The 16,719-nt window shown below is 74.9% G+C and carries 18 protein-coding genes; 2 read left to right on the top strand and 16 right to left on the bottom strand.

Annotated elements, in window-relative coordinates; genetic code table 11:
• Positions 1-32: 32 nt before the first annotated feature.
• Both O2W20_RS03985 and O2W20_RS03980 read right to left on the bottom strand, forming a co-directional pair.
• Positions 33-356, bottom strand: coding sequence for a DUF4229 domain-containing protein (locus O2W20_RS03985; protein WP_269170456.1), 324 nt, complete (start codon positions 354-356; stop codon positions 33-35).
• Entirely contained in the window at positions 349-861 is a 513-nt protein-coding gene (locus tag O2W20_RS03980; RefSeq protein WP_269159097.1) for an Lrp/AsnC family transcriptional regulator, read from the bottom strand. The genes O2W20_RS03985 and O2W20_RS03980 overlap by 8 nt, the downstream gene beginning before the upstream one ends.
• A 54-nt stretch (positions 862-915) precedes the next feature.
• Here O2W20_RS03980 and O2W20_RS03975 point away from each other — a divergent pair, with 54 nt between their 5' ends.
• Entirely contained in the window at positions 916-1,161 is a 246-nt protein-coding gene (locus tag O2W20_RS03975) for a hypothetical protein (RefSeq protein ID WP_269170455.1), read from the top strand.
• Positions 1,162-1,252: 91 nt separating this feature from the next.
• Here O2W20_RS03975 and O2W20_RS03970 read toward each other — a convergent pair whose 3' ends face one another.
• The 14 genes from O2W20_RS03970 to O2W20_RS03905 form a co-directional block, all read right to left on the bottom strand.
• Positions 1,253-1,636 carry a hypothetical protein gene (locus O2W20_RS03970; protein ID WP_269170454.1) on the bottom strand — a complete coding sequence of 128 codons (384 nt, stop codon included), beginning with the start codon at positions 1,634-1,636 and terminating at the stop codon, positions 1,253-1,255.
• Positions 1,637-1,786: 150 nt separating this feature from the next.
• Complete coding sequence (gene ccsB, locus O2W20_RS03965) at positions 1,787-2,752, bottom strand: c-type cytochrome biogenesis protein CcsB (protein ID WP_269170453.1); 966 nt, start codon at positions 2,750-2,752, stop codon at positions 1,787-1,789.
• Positions 2,749-4,401: a cytochrome c biogenesis protein ResB gene (gene resB, locus O2W20_RS03960; protein WP_269170452.1), complete on the bottom strand. Its 1,653-nt coding sequence runs from the start codon at positions 4,399-4,401 to the stop codon at positions 2,749-2,751. The genes ccsB and resB overlap by 4 nt, the downstream gene beginning before the upstream one ends.
• Positions 4,398-5,297 carry a cytochrome c biogenesis CcdA family protein gene (locus O2W20_RS03955; RefSeq protein WP_269170451.1) on the bottom strand — a complete coding sequence of 300 codons (900 nt, stop codon included), beginning with the start codon at positions 5,295-5,297 and terminating at the stop codon, positions 4,398-4,400. The genes resB and O2W20_RS03955 overlap by 4 nt, the downstream gene beginning before the upstream one ends.
• Positions 5,298-5,300: 3 nt before the next feature.
• On the bottom strand, positions 5,301-5,876 hold the full coding sequence (locus O2W20_RS03950) for a TlpA family protein disulfide reductase (RefSeq protein ID WP_269170450.1): 576 nt from the start codon (positions 5,874-5,876) through the stop codon (positions 5,301-5,303).
• The gene (locus O2W20_RS03945; protein WP_229681856.1) at positions 5,869-6,504 is read right to left on the bottom strand and encodes a histidine phosphatase family protein; all 636 of its coding nucleotides are present in this window, start codon (positions 6,502-6,504) and stop codon (positions 5,869-5,871) included. Before O2W20_RS03945 ends, O2W20_RS03950 begins: the two co-directional genes overlap by 8 nt.
• Before the next feature lie 73 nt (positions 6,505-6,577).
• Positions 6,578-7,942, bottom strand: coding sequence for a glutamate-1-semialdehyde 2,1-aminomutase (gene hemL / locus O2W20_RS03940; protein WP_269170449.1), 1,365 nt, complete (start codon positions 7,940-7,942; stop codon positions 6,578-6,580).
• An 83-nt stretch (positions 7,943-8,025) separates the two neighbouring features.
• Positions 8,026-9,024, bottom strand: a complete 999-nt coding sequence (gene hemB, locus O2W20_RS03935) for a porphobilinogen synthase (RefSeq protein ID WP_269170448.1) — start codon at positions 9,022-9,024, stop codon at positions 8,026-8,028.
• Positions 9,021-10,580 carry a uroporphyrinogen-III synthase gene (locus tag O2W20_RS03930; protein ID WP_269170447.1) on the bottom strand — a complete coding sequence of 520 codons (1,560 nt, stop codon included), beginning with the start codon at positions 10,578-10,580 and terminating at the stop codon, positions 9,021-9,023. Before O2W20_RS03930 ends, hemB begins: the two co-directional genes overlap by 4 nt.
• Before the next feature lie 88 nt (positions 10,581-10,668).
• Complete coding sequence (gene hemC / locus O2W20_RS03925) at positions 10,669-11,607, bottom strand: hydroxymethylbilane synthase (RefSeq protein WP_269170446.1); 939 nt, start codon at positions 11,605-11,607, stop codon at positions 10,669-10,671.
• On the bottom strand, positions 11,604-13,022 hold the full coding sequence (locus O2W20_RS03920) for a glutamyl-tRNA reductase (RefSeq protein ID WP_269170445.1): 1,419 nt from the start codon (positions 13,020-13,022) through the stop codon (positions 11,604-11,606). Before O2W20_RS03920 ends, hemC begins: the two co-directional genes overlap by 4 nt.
• On the bottom strand, positions 13,019-13,708 hold the full coding sequence (locus O2W20_RS03915) for a redox-sensing transcriptional repressor Rex (RefSeq protein ID WP_269170444.1): 690 nt from the start codon (positions 13,706-13,708) through the stop codon (positions 13,019-13,021). The genes O2W20_RS03920 and O2W20_RS03915 overlap by 4 nt, the downstream gene beginning before the upstream one ends.
• A 254-nt stretch (positions 13,709-13,962) precedes the next feature.
• On the bottom strand, positions 13,963-14,223 hold the full coding sequence (locus O2W20_RS03910) for a glutaredoxin family protein (RefSeq protein WP_269170443.1): 261 nt from the start codon (positions 14,221-14,223) through the stop codon (positions 13,963-13,965).
• Entirely contained in the window at positions 14,220-15,872 is a 1,653-nt protein-coding gene (locus O2W20_RS03905; RefSeq protein ID WP_269170442.1) for an AMP-binding protein, read from the bottom strand. The genes O2W20_RS03910 and O2W20_RS03905 overlap by 4 nt, the downstream gene beginning before the upstream one ends.
• A gap of 157 nt (positions 15,873-16,029) precedes the next feature.
• On the opposite strand from O2W20_RS03905, the gene O2W20_RS03900 reads away from it, so the two are divergent.
• The gene (locus O2W20_RS03900; RefSeq protein WP_269170441.1) at positions 16,030-16,692 is read left to right on the top strand and encodes a sigma-70 family RNA polymerase sigma factor; all 663 of its coding nucleotides are present in this window, start codon (positions 16,030-16,032) and stop codon (positions 16,690-16,692) included.
• The last annotated feature ends 27 nt before the right edge of the window (positions 16,693-16,719 follow it).

Raw genomic sequence — 16,719 nt, 5'->3', positions numbered from 1 at the left:
GCTGGAGCGATGAGCCCCATGCGGAGATTGCGTCAGCCGTCGTCGGCGGCGGAGCCGCGGAGCTCGGCCCGCAATTGCTCCTTGCGGGCGTTGCGGGCCACCAGGGCACTGGTCAGCTGCTGGCGCACCCCGCCGAGCACCAGGTAGGACACCGGCATCGCCAGCAGCACCCCGAACAGGAAGCCCGGTGTGCCGGGCAGCCCGAGCACCCACAGCAGCCCGATCAGCGCGGCGGCGATCGCCAGCCGCCCGAGGGTGTAGATCGCCAGCCACCGGGCGACCCCGCCCCGGCTCGGCGTCCCCTCATCGGTGCCGCCGGGCACCGACGCCCCGCCGGTCCTCGTCTGTTCAGCCACGACGGCCCTCCCACTTGGTCGACAGCACCACGGTCGTCCGGGTGCGTGCGACGCCCCGGATCCTGTTCAACGCACTGATGGTGTCCTCGAGTGCCCGGATGTCGGGAACCCGCACCTTGAGCACGTACCCCTCGCTGCCGGCCACCCGCCAGCAGTCCTCCACCGACGCCAGCTCCGCCATCGCCTCTTCCAGGCCGGTGTCGTCGACCTGGTCGCTCTCGATCACCCCGACCAGGGCCGTGACGCCGAGCCCGACCGAGGCCGGGTCGACGACGGCCTGGTAGCCGGTGATGACGCCGGCGGCCTCCAGCTTCCCGACCCGCTCGTGCACCGAGGGGGCCGAGAGCCCCACCTGCCGGGCGAGCTCGGCGTAGCTGGCCCGGCCGTTGGCCCGCAGCAGGCTGATCAGCTGCTCGTCGACTGCGTCGATGTCGCCCTCCGGCTCCTCGGGTGCACGCCCGCAGGGCGCTGGCGCGGGGCCCGCCCCGGTCGGGCAGGAGATCACCGGGTCCGAGTATCGCCGCGGTCGTACATTGGTGGTGATGAGGGGGGTGGCCCGATGGTCTTCCTGGTGATGTTGGTGATCGCGGTGGCCGTGGTCGTACTGGTGATGCGCGCTGCGTCGGCGCAGGACGGTGGCCGGGGAGGGTCCGGCGGCATCGGTCGTCCGGAGCGTCCGACCCGCGGGCCGCGCCCGCCCCGGGCGCAGCGGCCCACCCGGCCGGTGGCGCCCGACGACGACCCGGAGTTCCTGCGCGAGCTCGAGCGGCGGGCCCGGCGGGACGACGGGACGACCGCCGCCTGACCTGACCCGCGGGTCGCCTGGCCCGCACGCTGACACACGACGAGTCGTCGGCCCTCCGGGGCCGGCGACTCGTCGCTTCTGGGTCTCCCGCTCAGGCGGCGGTGCTGCCCGACGGCGTGGGTGGCACCGCGGGGCTCCCACCGAACCACCGGCGCCAGCCCGACCTCCGCTGGGCAACCGGGGCCGCAGCGAGCGCCGCCACAGTCGTGTCGGCAGCCGTGGTTCCGCTCGCGGTGAGGTCGTCCGCCGCGGTGTCGCTCACGGTGGTGTCGTCCGCCGCGGTGTCCTCTGGCCACCCGAGACCGGAGCCCTCGCCCGGCTCGCCGGGCCAGCCCAGGCCGCCGTCCTGCTGGTTCTCCGCCAGGTCGGGTGCGGGAGTCGGCTGGGGTGGCTCCACCGGCGTGGCCCGCTGCGACAGCGCGGCCGCGGCGATCGGGTCGACGAGCGCACGGTTCCCGGCCGAGTGCCTACCCACGGTGAGCTCCACCGCTCTCAGTCATGCGGTCAGGATGCCATGGGCAGCGCCTCGCAGCCCTTCATCGCGCGTGCTGCCGGCCCCGTCTCACTCGAAGGTGACGGTGGGTGATCGGCCCAGCAGCCCAGCATCGGCGCTACCGGAGGAGGGTCAGACGCCGCCGTAGCTGTGCAGGCCGGTCGACACCAGGTTGACGAAGAGCAGGTTGAAGATCATCACCGCGAGGCCGACGATGTTGATCCACGCCGAGGGGCGCCCCCGCCAACCGGCCGTGGTGCGCGCGTGCAGGTAGGCCGCGTAGACGATCCAGGCGATGAACGCCCAGGTCTCCTTCGGGTCCCAGCCCCAGAACCGGCCCCAGGCGCTCTCCGCCCAGATCGCCCCGGCGATGACCGCGAAGGTCCAGATCGGGAAGCCGAAGACGGCGGTGCGGTGGGCGGTGCGGTCCAGCGCCGCCGCCGTGGGCAGCCGGTCCAGCAGCGACGGCGCGGCCGTGCCGGCACCGGCCGCGACCGTGGCGTCCCGCCGGGTGCGCACCAGGTAGAGCACGCTGGCGATGCCGCTGACGAAGAAGATGCCGAAGCCGATGGTGGCGGTGCTGACGTGGATCGCCAGCCAGCTCGACCGCAGAGCGGCGACCAGCGGGCCGGCCTCGGCGTAGAGGAACAGCCCGATCAGCACCATCGACAGCACCACCGGCGCGAGCAGGAAGACGCCGATGTGCCGCAGGGACGGCGCCCGCACGGCGAGCACCAGGTAGGCCACGACGGCCACCAGCACGACCGCGGTGGCGAACTCGTACATGTTGCCCCAGGGCAACCGATCGGTGGCCATGCCGCGGGCGACGAGCACACCGGCGTGGGCGACCGCCCCCAGCCCGGTCAGCACCATCGCGACCAGGCCCAGCCGGCGGGCCCCTTCGGGCTCCGCGGGCGGGGTCGCGGCCGACGCCCCGGCCGGCGGCACCGCAGGGCCGCCGGCGGCCACGAGCTCCCGGGACTGCCGCGACCGGCCGAACGCCAGCTCGGCGCAGAACGCGACCACGGCCAGGGAGTACAGCCCGACGCTGACCGAGAACAGGGTGTCGGACAGTGCGGCCAGCGACTCGTCGATCACGACGGCGGTGCCTCCTCATCGGGTGCCGGCCCGTGTCCACGGGCCGGTGGGGTGCTCGCCGGGGCGTCGGTGCGGGCGGCCAGGGCCTCCTGCACGTCCTCGGTGAACGAGGCGAAGCGAGGACCGGTGTCAGCGCTGCCCCGGGTCAGCGAGCCGATCGACAGCACGGTACCCCCGCCGTCCGGAGAGGGGCCGGAGCGGGCGAACACCCGCTCCCGGCGGACCAGCAGCATGCCGAGCAGCCCGACCAGGACGGCGATCGACGCCCCCAGCACCCACACCTGGCCGGGGTCGTGCGAGACCTGCAGAGCCGCGAACTCCTTCAGGCCGCTGAAGGTGACCACGGTCCCGTCGGGCAGGGTGGTCGACTCCCCCACGGCGAGGTTCGTCCGGGCCTGCCGAGTCAGCACACCACGGTCGATCTGGTCACGGTCCAGCGCGTAGACGGACTGCGGCATGCCGGAGTCCAGCCCCAGATAGCCGGTGTAGACGTCGATGCCCACCTTCGGGTCCAGCGGCCGCGGGTCGATCGAGGTCAGGAAGCCGGCCTCCAGCACACCGGTGGGGGCGAGGAACCCCTCGATCGCCAGCTGCTCGGTCGAGCCGGCGCCCAGGTCGGGCACCTTCAGCACGCCCTGGCTGAGCATGGTGCCCAGATCGGCAGGGAGGAATGGCGTGGACAGGTCGGTGAACGTCTGACCGTCCGGCCGGGTGATGCTGAAGACGGGGCTGAAACCGTGCCCGGTGACGTAGACCCGGTCGCCACCCACCCGCAGCGGGTCGTTGACCCCGATGGTGGTGCTCACCGGGTCGGCGCCGTCCAGCTCCCAGCTGATGTCCGCGGTGTAGGAGGCGGCGGTGAGGTTCTCCTCGTACTGAGCCTCGAAGTCGTCGAGGTCCACGCACAACCGCGAGAGGTCCTCACCGTCGACCAGCGGCCCGGACCGGTGGGTGTCGTACTGCTGGAACGCGTTGCAGAAGCCCTGGCCCTCGGTCACCAGGATGCTGCCCTCGTAGCCCCACAACTTGCCGCCGGCCAGGCCGAGCAGCAGCGCCAGCAGCGAGAAGTGGAACAACACGTTGCCGGTCTCCCGGAGGAAGCCCTTCTCCGCCGACACCTCCGGACCGGACCGGCCCTCCCGGCGGACCACCCGGAAGCGACGGACCCGCAGTTCCTCCTCCACGACGTCGAGCGCGGCCGGGGCGGGCAGCGGGGTGGTGAGTGCCGCCGACTCCGGCAGCCGCTGCAGGTGCCGGGGCGCCGTCGGTGGTGGGGTGACGAGGGTGCGGCCGTGCTCGATCGCCCGCGGCACGACGCAGCCGATCAGCGAGATGAACAGCAGCAGGTAGATCGCGGCGAACCACGGCGAGCTGAAGACGTCGAACAGGTAGAGCCGGTCCAGCCAGGGCGCCAGGGTGGGGTGGTCGGCGAAGTAGCCGTTCACGTTGCTCTGCGACAGCGACCGCTGGGGCAGCAGCGAGCCCGGGATCGCCGCGAGGGCCAGCAGGAACAGCAACATCAGCGCCGTGCGCATCGCGGTCAGCTGCCGCCACCAGCGCAGCAGCCGGCCCAGCACCCGACGGCCGGCCGAGGGCGGGGACGGTGGGCTGGCCGACGCGGCCGGCCGCGGCGGGGCGGTCGTGGTCACAGCGGGGCCGACTCGGCCAGTCCGGTGGCGGCCAGCCAGCCGCGCAGCCAGATCATCAGCTCGGTCCAGGCCCCGGTGACCAGCATCAGGCCGACCCCGATCAGCACGATCCCGCCGACCCGGGTGACCGTGCGGGCGTTGCGGCGCAGGAACGACATCGCCCCCACGGCCCAGCGGGCGCCCAGCGCCACGAGCACGAACGGCACGCCGAGTCCCACGCAGTAGGCGAGCCCGAGGAACGCACCGCGCCCGACCGTCGCCTCGGTGAAGGCCAGGCTCTGCACGGCCTGCAGGGTCGGGCCCAGGCACGGGGTCCAGCCCAGCCCGAACACCACACCGAGCAACGGGGCGCCGGCCAGGCCGACCGCGGGGCGGGCGTTGATCCGGGCGGTGCGCTGCAGGAACGGCAACCACCCCAGGAAGCCGAGCCCCACCACGATGGTGACCAGGCCCATCACCCGGGTGATCACGTCGTTGTACTCCAGCAGCAGCCGGCCCAGCCCGCCGAAGGCGCTGCTGATCGCCACGAAGACCACCGTGAAGCCGAGCACGAACAGCACCGAGCCGAGCACCATCCGGCCGCGCGAGGCCCGCTCGTCGACCGGCCGGACGGCGGTGGCCACCGAGGCCCCAGCCGCCTGGGCCACACCCGCCGAGGAGCCGCCCACCGAGGGTCCGTCCATGGAGGGCTCGCCCGTTGGCGGCCCGCCCACCGGGGGCGTGCCGGCCGTCGTCCGCGGGGCGCTGCCCACCAGGCCGGTGACGTAGGAGAGGTAGCCGGGGACCAGCGGCAGCACGCAGGGCGAGGCGAAGCTGATCAGCCCGGCCAGCGCCGCCACCGCAGCGGCGACCAGCAGCGGCCCGTCACCGATCAGCTCCCTGATCGCCTCCACCATGGGTCAGGCCTCCCCGGTCAGCTGGGCGATCACGGTGCGCAGGTCGTCCTGGCGCACGGCACCGGTGTACACCGCCGCGACGCGACCGGCACGGTCCAGCACGATCGTCGAGGGGATGGCGCTGGCCGGGTAGTCCCGGAACGCCAGCGCCACCTCACCGCGCGGGTCGTGCAGCGAGGGGAAGGTGATCCCCTTGCTCTCCACGAAGGCGGTGGCCAGCTGCTCCTCGTCCTTGACGTTGAGGCCCAGGAACTGGACGCCGTCGTCCCGGACCTCGGTGTAGACCTCCTGGAACTCGGGGCTCTCCACCCGGCAGGGCGCGCACCACGAACCCCAGAAGTTGAGCACCGCGACGTCGCCGGCCAGCTCGTCGGAGGCGAACTCCCCACCCTCGAGGAGCGTCCCGGAGAACTCCGGCGCACTGGCCCGCTCCCCTTCGGGGATGACCTCGCCGGCCGGCGTGCCGGCCACGAAGCGGAACTCCCCGCCGTTGGTCACGTCGACCGCGTCGTCCCCGGTGCTGCAGCCGGCGGTGAGCACGGCGGCCACCGCCAGCGCGGCCGCCAGTCGGCTATGCACCGGGCACCGCATCGGGGTCGGTGGCCCCGGCCGGCTCGGCGTACTCCAGCCGCACCAGCCGGTCGCCGTCGTAGGTGAGCGAGGTGACGCTGGCCAGCCCGCACTCCCGGCGACGTGGGTCGTGCAGGTAGCGACGGCCCTCCAGGTGCAGCCGGACGGTCCAGACCGGCAGCTGGTGGCTGACGCAGACAGCGGCGTGCCCGCGGGCGGCGTCCCGGGCGCTGTCGATCGCGCCGAGCATCCGGGCGGCGATCTCCCGGTACGGCTCGCCCCACGAGGGGGTCCACGGGTTGCGCAGCCGCCACCAGTTGCCCGGGTGCCGCATCGCCCCGTCACCGACGCCGAAGGTCTTGCCCTCGAAGGAGTTGCCGGCCTCGATCAGCCGCTCGTCCGTGGCGATCTCCAGCCCCAGCGTGTCCGCGATCGGACGCGCGGTCTGCTGCGCCCGCTCCAGCGGGCTGGCGACCAGGTGCGTGACGTCCCGGTCGGCGAACCAGGCAGCCGCGGTGCGGGCCATGCCCTCGCCGGCCTCGCTCAGCCGGTAGCCGGGCAGCCGGCCGTAGAGCACGCCGGCCGGGTTGTGCACCTCGCCGTGCCGCATCAGGTGGACGACGGTCGTCTCGCTCACGAGCTCTCCTCGCTGGCGCTCGTCGTGCGCGTTCGCGCCGCTGCTGTGCACATTGGTTCGCTCGCACGCTCGCTCACGGCTGCAGCTCCAGGGTGTCCTTCGCCTCGGGCGAGGCGGGGCCGCCGGCGGCGGCCGCGGCGGCCGAGGCGGCGGCGGGCAGCGCGGCCAGCACGTGGTCGAGCGCCTCGTCGTCCAGGGCGGCGCTGACGAACCACGCCTCGAACGCCGAGGGCGGCAGGTAGACGCCGCGGGCGAGCATGGCGTGGAAGAAGGCGGTGTGCGCGGCGACGTCCTGGCTGCGGGCGTCGTCGTAGTCGCGCACCTGGCGCTCGTCGGGCACGAAGAAGACCGAGAACATCGAGCCGGCCTGCTGCACCCGGTGCGGCACCCCGGCGGCGAAGAGCGCCGCGCTGGCGGCACCCCGCAGCAGGGCGGCGACGGAGTCGCACCGCTCGTAGACCTCGTCGGTGCACAGCCGCAGCGTGGTGAGCCCGGCCGCCACCGCGACCGGGTTCCCGGCCAGCGTGCCCGCCTGGTAGACGGGCCCGGACGGTGCCAGCTGCTCCATCACGTCGGCGCGGCCACCGAACGCCGCGGCCGGCATGCCACCGCCCATGACCTTGCCGAAGGTGAACAGGTCGGCGTCCACCGGGTCCAGGCCGTACCAACCGGCACCGGAGACCCGGAACCCGGTCATCACCTCGTCGACGAGCAGCAGCGCCCCGTGCGCGGCGGTGATCCGGCGCAGGTGGCCGTTGAAGCCGTCCAGCGGCGGGACGACGCCCATGTTCCCGGCGGCCGCCTCGGTGACCACACAGGCGATCTGGTCGCCGCGCTCGGCGAAGACCGCCTCGACCGCGGCGACGTCGTTGTAGGGCAGCACGATCGTGTCGGCCGCCGCGCCGGTGGTCACCCCGGGGGTGTCCGGCAGGCCGAGGGTCGCGACGCCGGACCCGGCCGAGGCCAGCAGGGCGTCGACGTGGCCGTGGTAGCAGCCGGCGAACTTCACGATCAGCGGCCGGCCGGTGTACCCGCGGGCCAGCCGCACCGCGGAGAGGACCGCCTCGGTGCCGGAGTTGACCAGCCGCACCCGCTCGACCGGGGCCACCCGGGCGACGATCTCCTCGGCCAGCTCCGCCTCGGCGGCGGTGGGGGTGCCGAAGGTGAACCCGTTGCGGGCCGCGGCCGTGACGGCGGCGACCACCTCCGGGTGCGCGTGCCCCAGGATCATCGGGCCCCAGGAGGCCACCAGGTCCACGTAGCGGCGACCGTCGACGTCGGTCAGCCACGGACCGGAGCCCGAGGCCATGAACCGCGGGGTCCCCCCGACCGCCCGGAACGCACGCACCGGGGAGTTCACCCCGCCGGGCGTCACCCGGCCGGCCCGCTCGAACAGCTCTGCCGACACCGGGGCCTCGTACGGGTAGGGCTCAGTCACGGTCCCACTCTCCCAGGCGCTCCGGTGTCCGCGCCGCCCACGGGGTGGACGGTGAGCAGCGCCACGCTCAGCTCACGACCCGATCAGCGCAGCCAGCGGGCGGCCTCGACCGCCCAGTAGGTGAGCACCGAGCCGGCGCCGGCCCGCCGGATCGCGGTGAGCGTCTCCAGCACGGCCCGCTCGCGGTCGATCCAGCCGTTCGCGGCGGCCGCCTCGACCATCGCGTACTCGCCGCTGACCTGGTAGGCGGCCACCGGGACGTCGACGGCGTCGGCGACCCGGGCGACGATGTCCAGGTACGGCCCGGCCGGCTTGACCATGACCGCGTCGGCGCCCTCGGCGATGTCCTGGGCCACCTCGCGCAGCGCCTCGTCGGTGTTCGGCGGGTCCATCTGATAGGTCGAGCGGTCGCCGAACTGGGGCGCGCCCTCGGCCGCCTCGCGGAAGGGCCCGTAGAAGCCCGAGGCGTACTTGGCGGCGTAGGCCAGGATCGGCGTCTCGGTGAACGCGGCGCTGTCCAGCCCGGCCCGGATCGCCGCGACCTGGCCGTCCATCATCCCGCTGGGGGCGATCACGTGCGCCCCGGCCTGGGCCTGTGCGATCGCGACGGCGGCGTAGCGGTCCAGCGTCGGGTCGTTGTCGACCACGCCCGCCGGGGTCACCACGCCGCAGTGCCCGTGGTCGGTGTACTCGCACAGGCACAGGTCGGCCATCAGCACCAGCTCGTCGCCGAGGTCGGCCCGCAGCTGCTGCAGCGCCGCGTTGACCACGCCGTCGGCCGCGTCGGCCTGGGAGCCCACCGGGTCCTTGTCCGCGGGGATGCCGAACAGCATCAGCCCGCTGATCCCGACCTCGGCCGCCTCCGCGGCCGCCTTCCGCAGCGACTCGGGGGTGTGCTGGACGACGCCCGGCATGGAGCTGATCGGCACCGGCTCGCTGATCCCCTCCTTGACGAACACCGGCAGCACCAGGTCGGCCGGGGACAGCCGGGTCTGCGCCGTCCACCGGCGCATCGCCGGGGTCGAGCGCAGCCGGCGTCCCCGGGCGAACCCAGGGTTCGTGCCGCCCTGGCCGGAGGTCACGGGGTGTCCCCGGCCTCCGCCTCGGCGCGGCGGGCCTCGGCGAACGCGGCGAGCGCGTCGACGAGCGGACCGACCGCCGCGGTCTCCGGCTGCACGTCCACGCGCAGGCCGAACTCGGTGGCGCTGGCCGCGGTCGCCGGGCCGATCACCGAGACGACGGTGCGGGCGTGCGGCTTGCCGGCGATGCCGACCAGGTTGCGCACGGTCGAGGAGGAGGTGAAGCAGACCGCGTCGAAGCCACCGCCCTTGATCGCCTCGCGCACCGCGGCCGGCGGCGGCGCCGCCCGCACGGTGCGGTAGGCGGTGACGTCGTCGATCTCCCAGCCGCGCTCCTTGAGCCCGGCCGCCAGGGTCTCGGTGGCGATGTCGGCCCGGGGCAGCAGCACCCGGTCGATCGGGTCGAAGACGTCGTCGTAGGGCGGGAAGTCGGCCAGCAGGCCCTCGCTGGACTGCTCGCCGCTGGGCACCAGCTCCGGCACGATGCCGAACTCGCGCACCGCGTCGGCGGTCTGCTGCCCGACGCAGGCGACCTTGACCCCGGCGAAGGCGCGGGCGTCCAGGCCGAGCTCGGTGAACTTCTCGCGCACCGCGCGGACCGCGTTGGTCGAGGTGAAGACGATCCAGCCGTAGCGGCCGGTGACCAGGCCCTTGACCGCGCGGTCCATCTGCGCGGGGCTGCGGGGCGGCTCGACGGCGATCGTCGGCACCTCCACCGGCACGGCCCCGTAGGCGCGCAGCCGCTCGCTCATGTCGCCGGCCTGCTCCTTGGTGCGCGGCACCAGCACCCGCCAGCCGAACAGCGGGCGGCTCTCCCACCAGGAGAGCTTGGCGCGCTTGTCGACCACGGAGCCGACGGTGATGACGACCGGACCGGCCAGGCTGTCCAGCCCGGCGGACTTCTCGGCGACCGCGGACAGCTTGGCGGCGACGCTCTTCTGCGCCGTCCCGGTGCCCTGGGTGGTGACGACGACCGGGGTGTTGCCGGACAGGCCGCCCTCGAGCAGGCCGGCCGCCGCGGTGGCCACCTGGTCGGCGTTGGCCTGCAGCACCAGCGGGCTGCCGGTGCCGGTCGCGGCGGCGGCGAGCGCTGCCAGGTCGACCGGGGCGTCGGCGGTGCGGAGGTCGGCCTGCACCGAGCTCGCGCCCAGCGGGACGCCGGCGTAGGCGGGCACGGCGGTGCCGATCGCGACGCCGGGGACGACGTCGAACGCGACGCTGGTGCGGGTGACCGCCAGCGCCTCCTTGACCACGGCGTCGCTGGTGAACGGGTCACCGGCGATCAGCCGGACGACGACGCTGCCGTTCTTGGCCGCGGCCACCGCGGACTTGGCCACCTCGGCCGGCTCGCCGCTGACCGTGGTCAGCTCGAGGTCCGGGTGCGCCTCCAGCAGCGCCTCGCGGACGGCGGCGGACACCTCGGGGTCGGCCAGCACCGTGTCGGCGCCGGCGATCGCGGCGCTGGCCCGGACGGTCAGCAGCTCCGGGTCACCGGGCCCGGCGCCCACGAAGACCACCGTGCCCTTGCCGTTGCCGTTCTGCTTGCGTGAGCGCGTCATCGCGTGCTCCTGTTCCTGCCCCCGGAGGGGGTCGCTGCGGGTGGTACGGGACGGATGGGGCGGGGGGCGTGGCCCCCGCGGGGTGAGGTCACCGGCTGGCTGCCATCAGGGCGGCCGCGCCGCGGTCCAGCAGCTCGGCGGCCAGCTCGCGCCCCAGGGACGCGGCCGCGGTCGCCGGGCCGGTGATCGAGCCACGGACGCCGTCGCTGCCGTCGAGCGCGGTGACCGACGCGCGCAGGTAGAGCTCCGCGGCGCCGTCCTCCCCCTCGGCGAGCTCGGCGTGCGCGGCCACCGGCGCGCTGCAGCCGGCCTCGAGGGCGGCGAGCACCGCGCGTTCGGCGGCCACGCAGTCCCGGGCCGCGGGGTCGTCGAGCACGGCGAGCAGCTCCCGGACCCGGGTGTCGTCACTGCGGCACTCCACGGCGAGGGCGCCCTGCGCCGGGGCGGAGAGCACCTGGATCGGGTCGAGCACCTCGGTGACCGCCGACAGCCGGTCCAGCCGGGCCAGCCCGGCCCGGGCCAGGACGACGGCGTCCAGGTCCCCGGAGGTGACCCGGCCCATCCGGGTGTCGACGTTGCCGCGGATCGGGATGACCTCCAGACCGAGGCCGAGGGCGCGCAGCTGGGCCATCCGCCGGGGCGCACCGGTGCCGACGCGGGAGCCGGCGGGCAGCTCGCCGAGGGTGAGGCCGTCGCGGGCCACGAGCGCGTCGCGCGGGTCCTCGCGCGGCGGGACGGCGGCCACGGTCAGGCCCGGGGCAGGCGCGGTCGGCAGGTCCTTGAAGCTGTGCACCGCCAGGTCGACGGTCCCCTGCAGCAGGGCGTCCCGCAGCGCGGTGACGAACACGCCGGTGCCGCCGAGCAGGGTGATCGCCTCGGTCGACCGGTCGCCGTAGGTGCTCACGTGCACCAGCTCCACCGGCACGCCGGTCGCGGCAGTGAGCGCGTCGGCCACGTGCTGGGACTGGGTGAGCGCCAGCTGGCTGGCCCGGGTGCCCAGCCGCAGCGGCTGCTCCGTGGCGGTCATGCGGCACCGCCGGGGCGACCGTCGCTGGTGACGTCGATCCGCGGGTCGAGGGCCGACAACGGGGTGCCGGCCGGCAGCTCCGGGTCGACGGTGACCGCATCGGACAGGCTGGTGTGCTCCCCGTCGGTGGCGCCGGACAGCCCCAGTCCGAACAGCGCCCGCAGGGCGTCGGCGTAGTCGGTGCCGCCGGGGGCACCGGCCAGCTCCTTCACCCGGACGGTGGGCTCGTGCAGCAGCTTGTCGACCACCCGGCGCACGGTGCGGGCGATCTCGCTGCGCGCCTTGGCGTCGAGGTCCGGCAGTCGGGTGGACAGCCGGAGCAGCTCGGCGTCGACCACCTCGGCGGCCTGGCTGCGCAGCGCCGAGACGGTCGGGGCCACCGCGGCGGCCTGCCGCTCGGCGCGCAGCAGCGAGGTCTCCAGCTCAACCAGGGCGTGCGCGGCGGCGATGTCGTCGGCGGCGACGGAACCGGCCACCGGCTGGCCGGGGTGCGCAGCGCGCTCGCCCTGCAGCATCGCCAGGTCCACCACGTGCACGCCGGGGAGCGCGGCGACCGCGGCGTCGACGTCGCGCGGGAGGGCGAGGTCCACGATCACCAGCGGCCGGCCGGCCCGGCCGGAGAGGGCGTCCTCGACCAGGTCGGTCCCGATGACCGTGCCGGTCGCGCCCGTGCAGGTGACCAGGACGTCGGCCGCGGCGAGCTCGTCGGGCAGCTGCGCCAGGTCGGCCTGCCGGCCGCCGATCGTCTCGGCCAGCCGGGCGGCGCTGGCCGGCGTCCGGCTGCTGACCGTGACCGCCGCACCCCGCCGGGCAAGGGTGGTCGCGGCCAGCGCGCCCATCGACCCCGCTCCGACCACCAGCGCCGGGCGGCCGCCGAGCTCACCGAGGGTCTCGGAGACCCGGTCCAGGGCGACCGAGACCAGGGAGGCGCCGGCCCGGTCGATGCCGGTCTCGGCGTGCACGCGCTTGCCCACGCGCAGCGCCCGCTGGGCGATCGGGTGCAGCTCGCGCCCGACCGTGCCCTCCTCCTGAGCGAGGGCGTAGGCGGCGCGCAGCTGGCCGAGGACCTGGGTCTCCCCGACCACCATCGAGTCCAGGCCCGCGGCGACGGTGCACAGGTGCCCGATCGCCTGGTCCTCGTAGTAGACGGTGACGTACGGGGAGAGCTCCTCCACCGTGGCGCCGGCGTGCCGGGCGAGCACCCGGCTGACGTCGGTGATCCCGCCGTGGAAGCGGTCGACCTCGGCGAACACCTCGATCCGGTTGCAGGTGGCCAGCACGATGGCCTCGGAGACGTGGTCGCTCTCGACCAGCTCGTGGAGGGTCTTGACCTTGTCGTCGCCGGTCATGCTGACCTGCTCGAGCAGGGCGACCGGCGCGGTCTGGTGGCTGATGCCGACGGCGAGCAGGCTCATCGGGCACTCCCCTGGGCAGCGCGCAGCGGGGCCACCAGTGGCGGCGTCCCGTGGCGCTGCTGGTCCAGGAAGGCCAGCACCTGCAGCTCCACGGACAGGTCGACCTTGCGGACGTCGACACCCGCAGGCACCGTCAACGCCACCGGCGCGAAGTTCAAGATGCTCCTCACCCCGACCGAGACCAGTCGGTCGCAGACCGACTGGGCCACCTCGGCCGGTGTCGTGATGACCCCGATGGCCGCCTGCGTCTCGGCGACGACGGACTCCAGCTCCGCGACCGGGCGGACCGGGAGGCCCCCGACCCGGCGCCCCACGGCTGCGGGGTCGGTGTCCAGCAGGCCGACGAACTCGAAGCCCCGGCTGGCGAACCCGGCGTAGTCGGCCAGCGCCGACCCCAGCCGGCCGATCCCGATCAGCACGCAGGGCCGGGAGCGCTCCCCGCCCAGGGCGTCGGTGAGCCGGTCGCGCAGGCCCGCGACCGAGTAGCCGACCCCACGGACGCCGCACGGGCCGAGGTAGGACAGGTCCTTGCGCAGACCGGCGGGGTTCACCCCGGCCGCCGAGGCCAGCTCCCCGGAGGAGACGTGACTGCGACCGCCGTCGGCGAGACCGGCCAGCACCCTCAGGTACACGGCCAGCCGGGCAACGGTGGCCTCCGGGATGATCCGGGGCCGCGACTGGGGCACGGGCAGACTCCACAGCGATCCGAACGCACTCCCGGCCGGGCCGGGGACGATCGGGGGGACTCAGACACTTCAGGGCAGACGGGCGCATCGGCACCCGGCAAACGCCACGGTAACCGCTTGTGAACGCCTGAACAAAGTCGTCGGGAGCATCCCCGCAGGTGGTGGGCCCCTGCTGTGTCGAGGACCACGCCTGCGCACACCCGGACGGGTGCCCGCCGCGGACGACGTCCCACCCCGTCGTGGGACCACCCGGATCAGCTGGGGGCGGGGATCCCCAGGTCGCGGCGCAGCCGGGGGACGTCGACGGTGAAGTGGCTGTGCTCCCGGCCGTCCAGCAGCACCACCGGCACCCGGTCGCCGTACTCGATCCGCAGCTCCGGGTCGGTGTCGACGTCGACCAGGGTGACGCCCAGACCCGCTTCCCCACCGATCCGGGTGAGGGTCTCCGCGGCGATGACGCACAGGTGGCAGCCCTCGCGGATCAGCAGCTGCAGCCGGGCCTCCGGCTCAGTCATCGGACGCCCCCGCCCGCCGACGGCTCGGCGTCCGCCGCTGCCGCGGCCGACGACTCGGCGTCCGCCGCTGCCGCGGCCCGCTCGAGCCCGAGTTCGCGCAACCGGGCCCGGCTGACCTTGCCGGCCAGGGAGTGCGGCAGCTCGGGGACGAAGTGCACGGCCACCGGGACCTTGAACCGGGCCAGCGAGCGGCCGGCGTGCTCGCGCAGCTGCTGCTCGGTCACCTCTGCGCCCGGGGTGCGGACGACGACGGCGTGCACCGCCTCGCCGCTGCGCTGGTCGGGCACGCCGATCACCGCGCTCTCGGCCACCTCCGGGTGCCCACACAGCACCCGCTCGACCTCACCCGGGTAGACGTTGAACCCGCTGACCAGCACCAGGTCCCGTCGCCGGTCGACCAGCTTGAGGTCGCCCTGCACGTCGCGGTAGGCGATGTCGCCGGTGAGGAGCCAGCCGTCGGCGTCCGGGCCGTCGGCCCCGTCGGGCCAGTAGCCACCGAACAGGTTCGGGCCGCGGACGCAGATCTCCCCGGTCTCCCCGTCGGCGTCCTCGTCGCCGAACGGGTCACCGAACACGTCGGCCCGCACCCGGCTGCCCGGGTCCGGGCCCGCGGTCGGCCCGCCGGCGGTGTCGCGCAGCACGAGCTCCACGCCGGGCAGCGGGCCGCCGATGCACTCCGGCTTGGGACGCCCGGTCGCCAGCGTGCTGGCCAGCACCGGGGCGGCCTCGGTGAGCCCGTACCCCTCCCACACGGTGACCGCGGCGCGGGTGCGCATCGCCTCGAACAGCGCCCCGGGCATCGGGGCGGCGCCGCAGCTGGCCGTGCGGACGGCGGCGAACCCGCGGCGGAGCACGGCGTCACTGCCGGTCGCGTCGGCCACCGCCAGCCAGGCGGCGTACATCGGCGGGGCACCCGGCACCGCCGACACCTCCTCGGCCGCCATCAACGCCAGGGACCCCGCAGGGTCGAACTCGTCCAGCAGCACCGCGCAGGCGCCGGTGGCCGCCACCAGCCCCCAGCCGCTGTTGAAGCCGTAGACGTGGAACAGCGGGAGGGCCAGCAGCACCCGGTCACCGGCGCGCACCGGCGGTGGCTCCAGCGCCAGGCACTGCCGCTGGTTGGCCAGCAGGGCCGCATGGGTCAGCATCGCTCCGCGCGGGTGGCCGGTGGTGCCGCTGGTGTAGGCCAGCAGCGCCAGCGCACCCGGGTCGTCCGCCTCGGCCGGCGGCGGGCCGTCGGCCGACGGGGGCCCGACGCACACCGGGACGCCGGCCAGCTCCGACCGCTCCCCCGCCACGACGAGCAGCCGGGCACCGGAGTCGGTGAGCAGGTGCGTGACCTCCGGATCGGTGTAGGCGGTGTTGACCGGTACGACGACCAGCCCGGTCCGCAGCGCACCCATCACCGCGACCACCCAGTCGACCCCGTTGGGCAGCTGCACCGCGACCCGGTCACCGGCGTGCAGTCCGCGCTCGACGTACCCCGCGGCCGCCCGGTCGACCAGTGCGTCGACCTCCGACCAGGTCAGCCGGCGCTCGCCGTGGACCAGCGCCGGGCCGTCGCCGTGGGACGCGGCCGCACGGCGCACGAGCGCGGCGAGGGAGCGCACCTCGCCGTCCAGCTCGTGCGGTGCTGGGTCGACCGGCACGACGGACCTCCGCTGGGGCAGCCGCCGTCTCGGACGGCGGGGACGTGGACGCAGCGGCACGATGTTGTCACCATGGGCCGCGGACCGCACCGTCCGTGGCTGCGTGGCGGCCGAGCCGTCCGGCTCGGTCCAGGGATGGAGGAGGTCCGACCGCGACATGACCGCCCTCCCGCCCGTCCCGGCCTGCGCGTCCCCCGCCGTCGGCGCCCCGGCCCAGCCGCGGCTCGTCCCCCAGCCGCGCCGGGGCGGTGAGCCGACCCCGGCCGAGTCCGAGGTCTGGGAGCTGGTGCGCCGGGCGCAGGCGGGTGACGCGGAGGGGTTCGGCGAGCTCTACGACCGGTACGCCGACGTCGTCCACCGCTACCTGCGCCACCGGGTCGCCGACCCGGCCACGGCGGAGGACCTCACCAGCGAGACGTTCACCCGCGCCCTGCGCCGGATCGACTCGCTGACCTTCCAGGGCCGGGACGTCGGGGCCTGGCTGATCAGCATCGCCCGCAACATCGCGCTGGACCACGTGAAGAGCGGCCGGAACCGGCGGGAGGTGCTCACCGCGGACATGCGCGACGCCGACCGGGGCACCGCCGGACCCGAGGACGCCGTGCTGCAGCGGCTGGCGAACGTGGAGCTGCTGGCCGGCGTCCGGCAGCTGTCCGCCGATCAGCGCGAGTGCGTGACCCTGCGGTTCTTCCAGGGGCTGTCGGTGGCGGAGACGGCCACGGTCATGGGCCGCAAGGACGGCGCGGTGAAGGCGCTGCAGCACCGGGCGGTGCGCCGACTCGCCGCGCTGCTGCCCGACGGGCCGGCCACCGGAGGGTGACCCGGCGCTAGGGTCCCAGTGACGGTC

The organism is Modestobacter sp. VKM Ac-2982, from assembly GCF_026967935.1.
Classification (GTDB): Bacteria; Actinomycetota; Actinomycetes; order Mycobacteriales; family Geodermatophilaceae; genus Modestobacter.
Note: the sequence above shows the minus strand (reverse complement) of the source record. Positions and strands in the feature narration are given on the sequence as shown.

Bases quoted from the DNA above. Each gene is read 5' to 3' on its own strand.
- O2W20_RS03920 (WP_269170445.1), bottom strand. From the start codon at position 13,022: ATGAGCCTGCTCGCCGTCGGCATCAGCCACCAGACCGCGCCGGTCGCC.
- O2W20_RS03930 (WP_269170447.1), bottom strand. From the start codon at position 10,580: ATGACGCGCTCACGCAAGCAGAACGGCAACGGCAAGGGCACGGTGGTC.
- O2W20_RS03975 (WP_269170455.1), top strand. From the start codon at position 916: ATGGTCTTCCTGGTGATGTTGGTGATCGCGGTGGCCGTGGTCGTACTG.
- hemC (WP_269170446.1), bottom strand. From the start codon at position 11,607: ATGACCGCCACGGAGCAGCCGCTGCGGCTGGGCACCCGGGCCAGCCAG.
- O2W20_RS03910 (WP_269170443.1), bottom strand. From the start codon at position 14,223: ATGACTGAGCCGGAGGCCCGGCTGCAGCTGCTGATCCGCGAGGGCTGC.
- O2W20_RS03900 (WP_269170441.1), top strand. From the start codon at position 16,030: ATGACCGCCCTCCCGCCCGTCCCGGCCTGCGCGTCCCCCGCCGTCGGC.
- O2W20_RS03955 (WP_269170451.1), bottom strand. From the start codon at position 5,297: ATGGTGGAGGCGATCAGGGAGCTGATCGGTGACGGGCCGCTGCTGGTC.